This is a genomic window from Rhizobium pantanalense, from assembly GCF_030182525.1.
In the GTDB taxonomy this organism is placed as follows: domain Bacteria; phylum Pseudomonadota; class Alphaproteobacteria; order Rhizobiales; family Rhizobiaceae; genus Rhizobium.
This window is the reverse complement of the sequence record NZ_JAQJCH010000006.1, coordinates 89,468-103,283: the sequence shown is the minus strand read 5'-3', so window position 1 is coordinate 103,283 and position 13,816 is coordinate 89,468. Positions and strand designations below refer to the sequence as shown.

General features: G+C 59.7%; 18 protein-coding genes. 7 read left to right on the top strand and 11 right to left on the bottom strand.

What is annotated here, in order from left to right; translation table 11 throughout:
* Positions 1-83: 83 nt before the first annotated feature.
* The 4 genes from PH558_RS16405 to PH558_RS16390 form a co-directional block, all read right to left on the bottom strand.
* Complete coding sequence (locus tag PH558_RS16405) at positions 84-773, bottom strand: DsbA family protein (protein ID WP_095434186.1); 690 nt, start codon at positions 771-773, stop codon at positions 84-86.
* Positions 774-933: 160 nt separating this feature from the next.
* Positions 934-1,239, bottom strand: coding sequence for a type II toxin-antitoxin system RelE/ParE family toxin (locus PH558_RS16400; protein WP_285205549.1), 306 nt, complete (start codon positions 1,237-1,239; stop codon positions 934-936).
* Positions 1,229-1,504: a type II toxin-antitoxin system ParD family antitoxin gene (locus PH558_RS16395; RefSeq protein ID WP_285205548.1), complete on the bottom strand. Its 276-nt coding sequence runs from the start codon at positions 1,502-1,504 to the stop codon at positions 1,229-1,231. The genes PH558_RS16400 and PH558_RS16395 overlap by 11 nt, the downstream gene beginning before the upstream one ends.
* A gap of 70 nt (positions 1,505-1,574) precedes the next feature.
* Complete coding sequence (locus PH558_RS16390) at positions 1,575-2,069, bottom strand: DUF721 domain-containing protein (RefSeq protein ID WP_285205546.1); 495 nt, start codon at positions 2,067-2,069, stop codon at positions 1,575-1,577.
* 95 nt (positions 2,070-2,164) lie between these two features.
* Here PH558_RS16390 and mutY point away from each other — a divergent pair, with 95 nt between their 5' ends.
* From mutY to PH558_RS16375, 3 genes are read left to right on the top strand one after another with little or no spacing between them, the layout of a single operon-like run.
* On the top strand, positions 2,165-3,253 hold the full coding sequence (mutY, locus tag PH558_RS16385; protein WP_285206018.1) for an A/G-specific adenine glycosylase: 1,089 nt from the start codon (positions 2,165-2,167) through the stop codon (positions 3,251-3,253).
* 21 nt (positions 3,254-3,274) lie between these two features.
* Positions 3,275-3,889: an HAD family hydrolase gene (locus tag PH558_RS16380; protein WP_285205545.1), complete on the top strand. Its 615-nt coding sequence runs from the start codon at positions 3,275-3,277 to the stop codon at positions 3,887-3,889.
* A 4-nt stretch (positions 3,890-3,893) separates the two neighbouring features.
* A complete protein-coding gene (locus tag PH558_RS16375) occupies positions 3,894-4,259 on the top strand; it encodes a nuclear transport factor 2 family protein (protein WP_095434182.1) in 366 nt (121 codons plus the stop codon).
* 132 nt (positions 4,260-4,391) lie between these two features.
* Here the strand turns inward: PH558_RS16375 and PH558_RS16370 are convergent, their stop codons facing one another.
* The 3 genes from PH558_RS16370 to PH558_RS16360 form a co-directional block, all read right to left on the bottom strand.
* Positions 4,392-5,522, bottom strand: coding sequence for a site-specific DNA-methyltransferase (locus tag PH558_RS16370; protein ID WP_095434181.1), 1,131 nt, complete (start codon positions 5,520-5,522; stop codon positions 4,392-4,394).
* Positions 5,523-5,680: 158 nt separating this feature from the next.
* The gene (locus PH558_RS16365) at positions 5,681-6,028 is read right to left on the bottom strand and encodes an antibiotic biosynthesis monooxygenase family protein (RefSeq protein WP_285205541.1); all 348 of its coding nucleotides are present in this window, start codon (positions 6,026-6,028) and stop codon (positions 5,681-5,683) included.
* The gene (locus tag PH558_RS16360; RefSeq protein WP_285205540.1) at positions 6,025-6,354 is read right to left on the bottom strand and encodes an NIPSNAP family protein; all 330 of its coding nucleotides are present in this window, start codon (positions 6,352-6,354) and stop codon (positions 6,025-6,027) included. Before PH558_RS16360 ends, PH558_RS16365 begins: the two co-directional genes overlap by 4 nt.
* Before the next feature lie 72 nt (positions 6,355-6,426).
* Between PH558_RS16360 and PH558_RS16355 the strand changes: the two genes are divergently transcribed.
* Positions 6,427-7,167: an ArsR/SmtB family transcription factor gene (locus PH558_RS16355; RefSeq protein WP_285205539.1), complete on the top strand. Its 741-nt coding sequence runs from the start codon at positions 6,427-6,429 to the stop codon at positions 7,165-7,167.
* Here PH558_RS16355 and PH558_RS16350 read toward each other — a convergent pair.
* The 3 genes from PH558_RS16350 to PH558_RS16340 form a co-directional block, all read right to left on the bottom strand.
* On the bottom strand, positions 7,164-7,589 hold the full coding sequence (locus PH558_RS16350; protein ID WP_285205538.1) for a DUF1284 domain-containing protein: 426 nt from the start codon (positions 7,587-7,589) through the stop codon (positions 7,164-7,166). The genes PH558_RS16355 and PH558_RS16350 overlap by 4 nt on opposite strands.
* Positions 7,586-8,176 carry a biotin transporter BioY gene (locus tag PH558_RS16345; RefSeq protein ID WP_285205537.1) on the bottom strand — a complete coding sequence of 197 codons (591 nt, stop codon included), beginning with the start codon at positions 8,174-8,176 and terminating at the stop codon, positions 7,586-7,588. Before PH558_RS16345 ends, PH558_RS16350 begins: the two co-directional genes overlap by 4 nt.
* A 261-nt stretch (positions 8,177-8,437) precedes the next feature.
* Positions 8,438-9,106, bottom strand: coding sequence for a GntR family transcriptional regulator (locus PH558_RS16340; protein ID WP_095434175.1), 669 nt, complete (start codon positions 9,104-9,106; stop codon positions 8,438-8,440).
* Between the two features lie 230 nt (positions 9,107-9,336).
* On the opposite strand from PH558_RS16340, the gene PH558_RS16335 reads away from it, so the two are divergent.
* Complete coding sequence (locus PH558_RS16335; RefSeq protein WP_285206016.1) at positions 9,337-10,029, top strand: HAD-IA family hydrolase; 693 nt, start codon at positions 9,337-9,339, stop codon at positions 10,027-10,029.
* An 89-nt stretch (positions 10,030-10,118) separates the two neighbouring features.
* Here PH558_RS16335 and PH558_RS16330 read toward each other — a convergent pair whose 3' ends face one another.
* Positions 10,119-10,739, bottom strand: a complete 621-nt coding sequence (locus PH558_RS16330) for a hypothetical protein (protein ID WP_095434174.1) — start codon at positions 10,737-10,739, stop codon at positions 10,119-10,121.
* Positions 10,740-11,052: 313 nt separating this feature from the next.
* On the opposite strand from PH558_RS16330, the gene thrC reads away from it, so the two are divergent.
* Together thrC and PH558_RS16320 are read left to right on the top strand one after the other, a co-directional pair.
* Entirely contained in the window at positions 11,053-12,450 is a 1,398-nt protein-coding gene (thrC, locus tag PH558_RS16325) for a threonine synthase (RefSeq protein WP_285205535.1), read from the top strand.
* Positions 12,451-12,470: 20 nt separating this feature from the next.
* Positions 12,471-13,769, top strand: a complete 1,299-nt coding sequence (locus PH558_RS16320; protein WP_095434172.1) for a M16 family metallopeptidase — start codon at positions 12,471-12,473, stop codon at positions 13,767-13,769.
* Positions 13,770-13,816 lie beyond the last annotated feature (47 nt).

Below are 13,816 nucleotides of genomic sequence, written 5' to 3'. Positions count from 1 at the left end.
CGCGACCTCTCCCCTCGAGGGGGAGGTAATGGAAAGCAGGCGCACGACCTCGGCCGCCCGCCTGTGATCGAAAAAGGCGCGGATCAGAGCAGGCTGTCGATAAGCTTCGACATGGCAGCAACAGACATGTCCCCTGCATAGCGCTTGCCATTGATCAGGAAGGTCGGCGTTGCATTGACACCGAAATCCTTGGCTGCGCGTTCCCGTACGGAATTGACATCATCCAGAAGCTTCTGGTTCGTCAAGCATTTCGTGAAGCTATCCTCAGTAAAACCAGCGAGTTTCGACATTTGCAGCAGCGCAGCGCGTCCATCGACGTCAGGCGAGGCCCAGGCGATCTGCTGCTTGAACAGCATTTCGACCATCGGCATGTATTGTTCCTGCGGGGCGCAGCGGGCCAGCATGAAAGCTGCGGCAGCGCGCGGATCGAACGGGAATTCGCGGATGATGAAGCGAACCTTGCCAGTATCGACGTATTTCTGCTTGATCGTATCGAAGGTCGTGACGGCGAAATGCGCGCAGTGCGGGCAGGTCAGCGACATGTATTCGACGATCTTGACGGGCGCATCTTCTTTGCCGAGTGCGATCTCCGGCAGCGGGCCGGGCTTCAGCACTTCGTTCATGTCGACATTGCCATCCGACGGCGGCACTTCATCTTCGGCTGACGCGGCGGATGCGGTGTCGGCAAAGGCAGAGAACGCCACGGAAAGAGCTGCAACGGCAGAGCCGCCCAGCAGGTGGCGTTTGGTCAAGAGCATGTCGGACATCGGCATAGAGTCACCCGTCGTTGAAAGAGGTCTTCGAAGTTTCATGCGATATAACGGCAGCTTGCCGCTAACAAGGCACGGTTGGCCAACTTTCTTCAAAGAATTGTGACCTGGGAAAGACAAAAAGCTAAAATTGCTATCGGAATCGATCCGGATCTATGCAAATTCAGTGTTCATCGAGCAAGGTCGCTGGGATATTTTGCCCAGCATAAAAGAGACGTAGAATGACGACCTGCTCGTTCTTTATATGATAAGCGGCGGTAACCCGCCGCTCAAACACCATAATACGAACACCCGGACCTAAACTCTCGCGTTGAGGCCCTCGGGCCGCCATTGTTTTAAGTGTTTCGCACTGCTCCCGAAGTCTTCGGATAAATGACAACGCGCGGCTCGGACTATCTTTCGCAATGAACTCATAGATGCCAATAACGTCTTCTTCGGCAAGAGCGCTGAAAGAGACCTTATACGTCACGACCGGCGGCTTTCATTCGCTCAGCATGCATTCTTTCAACTTTATCAAAAACCTCGTCCGCATCTCTGCTGGGTCGCGGATCATCAAGAGCTTCCTGGATCTTTGCGCGCATTATTTGATCGATGACTTCCTCTTCACGGTCCAACGCCCTCAAAGCAGCGCGCAGGACTTCACTGGCGGAGTCGTATGCTCCGGATTCCAATCGGGCATCCACGCTACGCTGCTGCTTACCCAATGTAACCGTGATTGGCTTGCTGCTTCGCATATCCAGTTCCTCGCAAATCTCGCCTGAGTATGACAGTGTCATTGGCGGGAAAGCAAGCCCGGATTATCTCCTACCGGCGTTTCCAGGCCATGGCCGTGCCAAGGCGCTGAACCGCGGCCCTGATCTTCTCATCCTCGATGCCCTCAATCATATCAGCCAGCTTGCGCGCGGCCTCGCCCTTCAAAGGCGGTGGTGTGTGCGAACGCCTGGACGCGATCGAGACCGACTTCTGCACGATACGGATCTGATTGACGGCATAGAAACCGAAGAAGCTGTTGATGCGCTGGATGAGTTCGCCCTGGGCATGGGTCAGGAAGAGTGCGCGGGCGCCCTCGCAGGCAATCGTCAGTACGCCGGGTTGATAGCGGTCGTCCATGCCGGGGCCGGTTCGCTTTGCCCATGCGATCTTCTCTGGCCGCGTACAGTCGGCAAAGTCCTCGCCGGCGATTTCGTCCCAGCAGCCGAGCAGCGTTGTGTTGATGCCGGCACGCTTTGCCAGCACCGGATCGACGATACCGTTGGTCAGCTCGGAAATCTGCTTTTCGCCTTTTCGGGGATAACTCATCTCAATCGGCTTCCGGTGCATGCTTTGTGCATCGCGGACCTTGATCGCCCGACGCAGCTTGGCCAAGTATAGAGCACTTCCCCTCGACGCGGCAAATCATGACCACGACTTTAGAATCCCCCACGGCCGCACGCCTGCTTGCCTGGTACGACCGACATCACCGCGACCTGCCCTGGCGGGTCTCGCCGCCGATGGCCGCGAGTGGTATCAAGGCCGATCCCTATCGCGTCTGGCTGTCGGAAGTGATGCTGCAGCAGACGACAGTGCCGGCGGTCAAATCCTATTTCGCGAAATTCCTGGAGCGCTGGCCGACCGTCAATGATCTCGCCGCGGCTGCGAATGAAGACGTCATGGCTGCCTGGGCAGGGCTCGGCTACTACGCTCGCGCCCGCAACCTGAAGAAATGCGCCGAAGCGGTTGCAGCCGATCATGGCGGCCGTTTTCCCAACACCGAGGAGGGTCTGCGAGCGCTCCCGGGTATCGGCGATTATACATCTGCCGCGGTTGCCGCCATCGCATTCAATCGCCAAGCAGCCGTGATGGACGGCAATGTGGAGCGCGTCATTTCCCGTCTCTATGCGATTTCGGCGCCGCTGCCGGGCGCCAAGCCGCTGATGAAGCAGAAGGTTGCCCTGCTGACACCTGCGGACCGGCCAGGCGATTTCGCCCAGGCAATGATGGATCTCGGCGCGACGATCTGCACGCCGAAGCGCCCGGTCTGTTCGCTCTGTCCCTTCAACGGCGCCTGTCAGGCGCTGGCTGCATATGATCCCGAACGTTTCCCGGTCAAGTCAGCCAAGAAGGAAAAGCCGGTGCGCCAAGGCGCGGCCTTCGTCGCAGTCAATGACGAGGGTGAAATCTTCCTGCGTCGTCGCATTGAAAGCGGGCTGCTCGGCGGCATGACCGAGGTTCCGACGACCGGCTGGACGGCACGCATCGATGGCGAGACCGGCATAGAGGCGGCCCCCTTCCCGGCCGATTGGCAACCGGCCGGCACGGTGACGCATGTCTTCACGCATTTCGAACTGCGGCTGTCGATCTGGCGTGCCAAATCGGTCCCGCGGAATGACAACCATGACGGATGGTGGGCGCCGGTTACAAATCTTGAAGACCAGGCACTGCCAACAGTCATGAAAAAAGCGATCGCGCAGGCTATTCCCAATGCGTTCGCAAAAAGCCTTTAAATCAGATTCAGGAATTCATTTATGACGACGGAAATACGGCATATCGTTTTCGATATCGGCAAGGTTCTCATCCACTATGATCCAAACCTTCCCTACAGCCGGATCATTCCGGACGATGCCGAGCGCCAATGGTTTTTCGCCAATGTCTGCACGCATGAGTGGAATCTTGAGCAGGATCGCGGTCGCACCTGGGCAGACGCCGAGGCCCTGCTGATCGCCGATCATCCCGAACGGGAAGAACAAATCCGCAGCTTCCGTAAATATTGGCATGAGATGGTTCCGCATGCTTATGACGATAGCGTTGCCATTCTGGAGCAGTTGATCGCGGAAGGCCGCGACGTCACCATGCTGACCAATTTTGCCTCCGACACCTTTCGCGAGGCGCAGGAGCGCTATCCCTTCCTCAAGAAGCCGCGCGGCGTGACGGTTTCCGGCGATATCGGCCTGATCAAGCCGGATGTCGCTATTTATGATACCCACGCCAAGAGCTTCGGTCTCGACCCGGCCTCGACGATCTTCATCGATGATTCCTATCCGAACGTCGAAGGTGCGCGGGCCGCCGGCTGGCATGCAGTTCACTTCACCGGTGCCGAGAAGTTGCGTAGCGATCTCGCCGCCCATGGCATAAAGGTTTGAGCCGATGATCTTTGACCCTGCAGAACGCATTGATCTGTTCCATGATGCAATCAATCGCCTCGACTATGAGGCGATCGAGAACTTCTTCGCCGAGGATGCCACCTATGTTTCGAACGGCGTCGGCAGCCTTGCCGGCCGCGCGGCGATCATGGAAGCCTTCCGCGGCTATTTCGACACCTACCCGGATCAGACGGCATCGAACTCCCTCGTGGAGACGCTGACGCCGCTGTCCGGCCGCGCCGTCTGGTCTGTCCGCGCCACCAACAGCAAGACGGGCAAGCCGCTGATCCGCGAAGGTGAGGAAACGATTACGTTTAACGAAGACGGCCGTGTCGTGCGCGTCGACGTTACGGATTATCAGGACTTCTAAAATCTGACACTAAAGACGCACAGGGCCTTGCCGGATAGATCGTCCGGCAAGGCCCTGTGCATTTCACCTTCTTCCCTGACTGGAGGTACACGGCGGAAGAAGGCGGATACGTTTGCGGGAAATGGGCCGAAGCTACTCGACCTTGGCCAGATCGCTGCGGATGATAGCTCTGAGTTCGTCGATCGGGCGCAGGGAACGGCCGTCGTCGAAATGCCAGAACATCCACCCATTGCATGCATCAAGGCCCTGAACTTTCGCTCCAAGGCGATGAATGGAACCGGCCTCGCCACCCGAGGCGACCGTGCCGTCAGCGCGCACGATAGCGCTATAGCGGCGCTTGGCATCCGTCAGCACCTGGCCCGGCTTGATAAGGCCGCTTTCGATGAGAACGTTGAAGGCAACGCGGACTTCGGCCTTCTTGCCGGTCATCACAGTCAGTTCCGCCTTGCCGAGCGGTTCGACGGCGGCGATGCGGGCGCTGGCCGCATCGATATAATCCTGCTCGCGCTCGATGCCGACGAAATGGCGGCCGAGGCGCTTGGCAACGGCGCCGGTCGTGCCCGATCCGAAGAAGGGGTCGAGAATGATATCGCCGGGCTTGGACGAGGCCATGATGACGCGGGCGAGCAGCGCTTCCGGTTTCTGGGTCGGATGCACCTTCTTGCCATCGTCGCCCTTCAGCCGCTCATTGCCGCTGCAGATCGGGAACAGCCAGTCGGAACGCATCTGCACGTCGTCATTGGCGGCCTTCATGGCATCGTAGTTGAAGGTATAGCCCTTGGCCTTGGCGTTCGGGCTCGCCCAGATCATCGTCTCATGCGCGTTCTGGAAACGGCGGCCCTTGAAATTCGGCATCGGGTTGGTCTTGCGCCAGACGATGTCGTTGAGGATCCAGAAGTTCAGATCCTGCAGCGTCGCGCCGACGCGGAAGATATTGTGATAGGAGCCGATGACCCAGATCGTGCCCGTCGGCTTCAGCACGCGGCGGCAGGCGAGCAGCCAGGCGCGAGTGAAGGCATCATAGGCTTCGAAGGAGGCAAACTGATCCCATTCGTCATCGACGGCGTCGACCAGCGACTGGTCCGGACGATGCAGCGTGCCGCCAAGCTGGAGATTGTACGGCGGGTCGGCGAAGATGACGTCGACGGATTGATTGGGCAGTGCCTCAAGAGCGGCCACGCAATCGCCCTTGATGATCGTGTCGATCCAGGACCCCGGAACGGCTGAAGTCCTGAGGTCGGCAAGCGGGAAAACTGACGCCATGTGATACTCGCTGTTACACTTACTCGGTGCTCTTAACTGAGTGTTATGGTTACCTAACTTGGTTACCAAAGACTAAAGCGGCATCATATTTTCTGCATTCCCGACGAAACCGCCGGGAATGCGGGTGCCACCAATTGGTGGCTCGATGTTGAGTTGCCTCACATGTCGTGCACTGCGTGGCTATCATCAGGCGCTTCGTCCCGCACCATCATTCCGTAATCGCGAAGCACCTGCGCGACGCGCAAACGATAATCGGCAAAGACCGTCTTGCGACCCGCTTTCTGGGCGGCACGATGGGCCTCGCGATTTCGCCATTGGCGAACGACAGCCTCGTCGCGCCAGAAGGACAGCGACAGGATCTTGCCCGGGTGAGTGAGGCTCTCGAAGCGCTCGATGGAGACGAAACCGTCGATCGTCTCCAGTTCGGAACGCAGCCTTGCGGCAATGTCGAGGTAATGCTGACGTTCGTCGGGATGGGGAATGACTTCGAAAATGACTGCGATCATGGCGATATCCTTGGAGTATGCGGCAGGGAGATGTTTTTCAGAAAGATGCGATCTTCCTGCAAGATGAAACGCTCGCGGCGGGCAAGATCGAGATTGGCCTGCGCCAGCGGATCGGCGGCGAGGCTCTTGCGATAGGCCTCATAGGCGGCGAGATTCTCGATATTGTAGATGCCGTATGCCGTCGTCAGCGACCCCTCATGCGGGGCGAAATAGCCGATCAGGTCGGCGCCGTTACGCGGAATGATCTGGCCCCAGGCTTTGCCATATTCCGCGAAGGCGTCCTGTTTGAACGGGTCGATCTGGTAGCGGATGAAACAAGTGATCATTGGCTTTCTCCTTTGCTGATGGGAGTGTTTTCTCACATTGCAGGACGGAGATGGTTCGGTTACGATCGAAGTATGAAAGAAGGTCCAGACATAGCACAGATCGGCTCGCTGATCGGCGATCCGGCGCGAGCGAATATCTTGACGGCGCTAATGGGCGGCCAGGCGTTGACGGCAACAGAACTGGCGGCAGCTGCCGGCGTGACGCTGCAGACAGCTAGCGCCCATCTTTCCAAGCTCGAAGCGGGCGGCCTGCTGGCACAGCGCAAGCAGGGCCGCCATCGCTACTTCACACTGGCAGACGATCGCGTCGGCAAGCTGCTCGAGGGTATCATGGGTTTTGCCGCCAGCCGCGGACATCTGCGCCATCGTCCCGGTCCAAAGGAGCCGGCACTGCGCAAGGCACGCATCTGCTACGACCATCTCGCCGGCGATTACGGCGTGCGCATGCTCGACAGCCTGATCGAGGCCGGGTCGATCTCCGCGGTGGGCGAAGGTCTGAGCCTGACGGTCGACGGCGAAAGGCATCTGGGAACGATCGGCATCGACGTCTCCGGATTGCGCTCGAGTCGCCGCCCGCTTTGCCGATCCTGCCTGGACTGGAGCGAGCGGCGCGCGCATCTCGCCGGCAGCCTCGGCAAGGCGCTGCTTTCGAATTTCCTAGACAAGGGATGGGCGCGGCGAACCGAAAACAGCCGCTCGATCTTCTTCACGCCCGAGGGCGAGCGCCGCTTTCTGGCGCTCTTTCCACTTGAGTTGAGCGATGGCGCCCGGCCGCCAGAGGCCTCACAACCAGAGCTGGATAACACGCCTTAGGCTGTCTTGATCAGCACACCGCTGAAACTGCTTGCAGCAATGTGACTGCAGAGCTCACCCCATTCGCAGCCAAGGCAGGCGTGACGGATTTCACCGCTGGCGAAATTACGGCGGAGCTTGGAAAGCAGCCTGGCATCCGGCACCAACACGGTTCCGGGGCCGATCTCCTCGCCTAGCAATGCCGCGATATCGGCAAGAGCCGCCGCATCCCGCTCGACGACCGAGGTCTTGAAGCAATGCGGCTCCTCCCCGTTCAGAAGGGGCACGCAGATGTCGTCGGGTCCGGAGACCAGCTTGATCTCCTCCCCTTCCGACAGCCGCTTGGCGATGCGGCGATAATTGTCGGTGAAGGTTGAAGTATAGCCTTCACCGACGAAGGTCAGCATGCAGAGCAGATGGTGGGCGCGAAGCCTGACGGTCAATTCAGACGCGCCTTGCCGCTGTAGACCTGGATAGTCTTCAGCACGGCAGCCGCAAGCGCCGACTTGAGCACGGCGCCGAGGATGAAAGGCACCACGCCAAGCAGCCAGCCTTTTTCCGCACCGATCAGTGCTGCAAGCCATGTACCGCCGATCGCAAGGCAGAGAATGTTGGCCGAGAGATGCGCCAGGAAGCTGCGCACGACGCGGTTGCCGCTCCAACCCCGCTCGGCAAGCCAGCCGACAAGGGCGGCAATGATCGGGAAGGATGCGAGATAACCCGCCGTCGGACCCATGAAGGGCGCAATGCCGCCTGCCCCGCCGGCGAGCACCGGAAAGCCGATCGCGGCTTCGCCCAGCCAGGCGAGAACGGTGACCGCACCAAGACGCCAACCATAGAGAGCACCGATCATGGTGATCGCGAATGTCTGCATGGTGATCGGCACCGGCACCATCGGCACCGAGATTCGCGATGCGAGCGCCAGGATCAGTGTTCCGGCGAGAACGAACACAGTCTTGGCAACAAGCGAACGCTGGCCAAGGCGAAGCGGATCAAAAGCGACTTCATCGTGATGCTGCAACAGGGACATAGGCTCTCCTTTCAAAATTATAGATAATTTTTCAGTCTCATCTATTTTATGAGAGAGATCGCGAAATCAGGCAAGTGGCAATCGCCGGATATTTTGAGTAAGCACAAATCCCGTTGAAAAATAAGAGCAATAAATCCGAAAAGCGTGGCGAACTTCAGCTGGATGTTGATCGAGCTGAAACAGCGGCAAAACAAGAAAACTCCGCACGGAGCATAGCCTGCGAGGCGCGCCCTACGAGGCATCTCAAAATTATCTATAATTTCAGCCGACGATTGCGAAGGCGTCGCGTGTCGATCCCGAAGGCGTGCGCACCGGCGCGCGGCCGATCCATTGCACATGCTTCTGCAGGATCGCTGCGGCCTCTTCGGCCCGCCCCTGACGGAGCGCCGCCAGAATGGCGCGATGGTCATGATCTGTGCGTTTTTCCCAGCCGGATTGCCAGGCGGAAAAGAGAAAGCGGGCGCTGGCGGCATGCAGGTCATCAATGGCCGCAAGCAGACGCGCCATGCCACAGGGCGCCAGGATCAGGCGATGGAAGCGGCGGTTCGCCTCCTCCCAGGCGTGGACGTCGCCGGCAGCATCACCGTCGCGCGTCGCCTGCTCGGCCTCATCCAGAATGGCTGCCGTCAGATGTGGCGCCGCGTGCTTGAGCGCCAGACCTTCGAGAGCCGCGCGCATTTCGGCAACCTCGCGGACCTCCTTGAGATCGAATGAGGCGACGCGGACGCCACGACGCGGCAGGCTGATCGCCAGCCCCTGCGCCTCCAGCCGCCGGAACGCCTCGCGCACGGGCACATGGCTCGTGCCAAACTCTTCGGCAATGTGATCCTGCCGCAGGCGGGCATCGGGCGCGATTTCGCCGCGGATGATGCGGTCGGCAAGCACCCGGCTGATGCGGCTGGCAATGGTGTCGTCGCGCTCCTTGGCCATGGCCGATCCTTAATGGCGACCCTGCCCGATGTCGAGCGACAACCAACGGTCATCACCTCTTTTGCGAATTTTGACCCTTTCGCTCACTGCAGCGCAGCCATGCCCGCCAACTGGTTGAGCTTTGCCGACATATCGTGTAAAGCCCGGCGGTCATTTTTCAGAGCATGTCCCGAAACACCAATGGTTTCCTGGAGCGTGCCGAACCCAGCCACATCAAAGGCAGCAATTTCATGAGCAATGGCTTCGACCTCATCATCTTCGACTGCGACGGCGTTTTGGTCGATTCGGAAATCATCGCGGCGCAGGTCGAATCGAAGCTGCTGACCGATGCCGGCTATCCGATCAGCACGGAGGAAATGGGCGAACGCTTCGCCGGCATGACCTGGCGCAACATCCTGTTCGAAGTCGAGCGCGAGGCCAGCATTCCCCTCTCCGCTTCGCTGCTCGACAAATCGGAAAAGCTGCTCGACCTGGCGCTTGCCAGCGACGTTCAGCCTATCCCTGGCGTTCCGCTGGCGCTGTCGCGCCTGCCAATGCCGCGCTGCATCTGCTCGAATTCCAGCTTCGCCCGCATCGAGATGATGCTAACGAAGGTCGGCTACCTCAAACTGTTTGCTCCTAATATCTTTTCCGCCAAGGATCTCGGCGCCGACCGCGTAAAGCCCAAGCCGGATATCTTCCTGCATGGCGCCAAGCAGATGAATGTCAGCCCGGCCAATACGATTGTCGTCGAGGATTCGGTCCACGGCGTTCAGGCGGCACGCGCCGCCGGCATGCGCGTCATCGGCTTCACCGGCGCATCGCACACCTATCCTTCGCATGCCGATCGGCTGACAGATGCCGGCGCCGAAACCGTCGTCAGCCGCATGGCCGACTTGCCGGGCGTGGTCATGGCGCTCGCCGAATGGGACGGCGTGCTCTGAGGCAATAGGCAATAAATGTTGCGGCTATAGTGCCGGCGGCAGCAAGGACAAGGTGATCTTTTCCTACTGCCTACTGACTGACCCCAACCTTAGTGACGCTTCTTGCGCGCTGGCTTCTCGCCCTTTGCCGGCTTCTGCGGGCCTTGGTCGAAGCCGATCTGGACGATGGTGAAGCCGCCCGAGCCGCCGGCAACCTGGATGTCGTTATCAGTGAAGAGGAACTGCGCCGTGCTTTCGCCCGGCGGGATTTCCGCCGTGTACATGATGGTCTTGCTATAGAGCGCATTGTCGTTGTCCATGACGGCAACATGGATCGGCAGGGTTATCTTGCCGGAGCTGCCCATGGGACCGGCAACCAGGCGTCCCTGCGCTACGACGTGAATGCCGAGGCTGGTGCCGTCCGTGGTGCACTGGCGGGTCGCCTGTGCCAGCGAAGCCTGATAGATCAGCTGGTTCGGATCGTCCTTGGCGCCCTTGGCGTAGGTGCGATAGACCGAATCCTCGTCGCGGATGACAGCCTGCGGGCACTTGCCGGCGACATAGGTCTGACCGCCCGTAGGTGCAGCAGTCGTGGCTCCGGTTTGCGGCGCTACCGTTACATCCGTTGCCGGCTGTTTTTCACTGTTGCCGCCGATGCCGAGAGTGCTGCAACCCGTCAGCAATGCCAGAAGCGAAGCGGAGAAAAGACGACGCGAAACCTTGCCAAACACTATAATTCCACCCTCTCCATATATTTCATGTAATCGGCCTGCAGCCTGTCAAACGGGCCTTTTATGACACTTGGCGATGGTCTATACCAGCGACGCAGCGAAAAATCGATTGGGTAGACACCGTTTTGGCTCACTTTTCGAGATCCACACATTGCCACAAACAGACGCCACATGGCGCCGATCCCACGCCCCTTGCGCAAACGCGAAAACCACGCGGCTGATCCGACGCAAAAAGACCGGCCGCCGTCGCTTCGTTCCTCTACCCTCTCAATCGATCACTCAGGCAATTTTGCGACCAAAGGAATTCTAGACCGTGGACTACATTTCAACGCGGGGAGAAGCCCCTGCCCTTGGCTTCTGCGACGCTCTTCTGGCTGGCCTTGCTCGTGACGGCGGGCTCTATGTTCCCCGTGAATGGCCTGTCCTGACGAAGAAGGAAATCCGCGCGTTCCGCGGCAAGAGCTATCAGGATGTCGCCTTCGCCGTCCTCTCGCCCTTTACCAACGGCGAGATCTCGGCAGATGTCTTCCGCGGAATGATCGACGACGCCTATGCCACCTTTCGGCATCCGGCCGTGGCGCCGCTCGTCCAGACAGGGCCGAACAGCTTCGTCATGGAGCTTTTCCACGGCACCACACTCGCCTTCAAGGATGTCGCCATGCAGCTGCTGGCGCGGCTGATGGACTATGCGCTGGAGAAGCGCGGCCAGCGGGCGACCATCGTCGGCGCAACCTCGGGGGATACCGGCGGTGCGGCGATCGATGCCTTTGCCGGCCGCGAGCGCACCGACATCTTCATTCTCTTCCCACATGGCAAAGTCTCGCCGGTGCAGCAGCGGCAGATGACCACGTCGACGGCAGCAAATGTGCATGCGCTGGCCATCAAGGGCAATTTCGACGATTGCCAGAACCTCGTCAAAGCCATGTTCAACGACGCAGCCTTTCGCGACAAGGTCAAGCTCTCCGGCGTCAATTCCATCAACTGGGCGCGAATCATGGCACAGGTTGTTTATTACTTCACGACCGCCGTCGCTCTTGGTGGTCCGGACCGGAAAATCTCGTTCACTGTACCCACGGGCAATTTCGGCGATATTTTCGCCGGCTACGTCGCCAAGCGCATGGGCCTGCCGATCGAAAAGCTTGTTATCGCTACCAACGAGAACGATATCCTGGCGCGCATGCTGAAAACGGGCCGCTATGAAATGCGCTCGGTAAAAGCCACCACCTCGCCGTCGATGGATATTCAGATCTCCTCCAATTTCGAGCGCCTGCTGTTCGAGGCCAACGGCCGCGACGCCTCCAAGGTGCGCGCCGCCATGGAAAGCCTGAAGCAGTCTAACGGATTTTCGGTCAGCGAAGAGGCTCTGAAATTCATTAAGAAGGACTTCCGCGCCGGCCGCGCCAGCGAGAAGCAGGTGGCCGAAACGATCCGCAAAACCCTTGCCGATACGGGCTATCTGCTCGATCCGCATACGGCGATCGGCGTCTTCATTGCGAACAAGAACGAGCGTCCCAGCAGTCCGATGGTAACGCTTGCGACTGCCCACCCGGCAAAATTCCCCGCCGCAGTAAAATCCGCATCCGGTATTGACCCGGCGCTTCCGACGTGGCTTGCTGGTCTGATGACCAGGGAGGAGCGTTTCGACATTCTCGATCCGGAACTTAAAGCCGTCGAAAGCTTTATCGGCAAGCATATCCGGACCGGCGAATAACAGACGCGGAAAGACAGGCGATGACAGTGGAGTGCACCCGGCTAGCGTCCGGGCTGACAGTAGCGACCCAATCGATGCCACACCTCGAAAGCGTGGCACTCGGCGTTTGGATCAAGTCGGGTTCGCGTAACGAAACCGAAGCAGAACACGGTATAGCGCATCTGCTCGAGCATATGGCATTCAAGGGCACGGCGCGGCGCTCCGCCCGGCAGATCGCCGAAGAAATCGAGAATGTCGGCGGCGAAGTCAACGCCGCCACCTCGACCGAAACCACGTCCTATTATGCCCGCGTGCTGAAGGACCATGTGCCGCTCGCCGTCGATATCCTTGCCGATATCCTGACCGAGTCGGCCTTCGACGAAGAAGAGCTGGCGCGCGAAAAGCAGGTCATCCTTCAGGAAATCAATGCCGCGAACGACACGCCCGACGATGTCGTCTTCGACAAGTTTTCCGAGGTCGCCTATCGCGGCCAGACGCTTGGGCGCGCCATTCTCGGCACGCCGGAGACCGTCGTCTCCTTCTCGCCGGAACAGATCCGCCATTATCTCGGCCGCAACTATACGACCGACCGCATGTTTGTCGTGGCGGCCGGCGCCGTCGACCATGAAAGCTTCGTGCGTCAGGTCGAGGAGCGCTTCTCCAGCCTGCCGATCAAACCGTCCGCTCCGCCCGTTATCGAGCCGGCGCGTTATATCGGCGGCAACATTCGCGAAACCCGCGACCTGATGGATGCGCAGATCCTGCTCGGCTTTGAAGGCCGCGCCTATCATACCCGCGATTTCTACTGCTCGCAGATCCTCGCCAATATCCTCGGTGGTGGCATGTCCTCGCGCCTGTTCCAGGAAGTGCGCGAATTCCGCGGTCTCTGTTATTCGGTCTACGCCTTCCATTGGGGCTTCTCCGATACGGGCATCTTCGGCATCCATGCCGCGACCGGCGGCGAGAACCTGCCTGAACTGCTGCCCGTCATTGTCGATGAGCTGCATAAATCCTCGCATGACATTCAGCAGCAGGAAATCGAGCGCGCCCGCGCCCAGATCCGCGCACAGCTGCTGATGGGCCAGGAAAGCCCGGCCGCCCGCGCCGGCCAGGTCGCAAGACAGATGATGCTTTATGGCCGCCCCATCCCGAACCAGGAGATGCTGGAGCGTCTGGAAGGCATCACGATCGACCGCTTGACGGATCTTGCCGGCCGCCTGTTCTTCGATACAGTACCGACGCTTTCTGCGATCGGGCCGCTGGAGCAGCTCGCGCCGATGGAGGACATCGTAACCTCGCTGTCGTCGCCGGTCCCTGCCTCCAGAAGCGCAAGCGGCTAAGGGCACGCCGCAGGCCTATGGGTGCAATTCTCGGGGGAGTGCTTGGC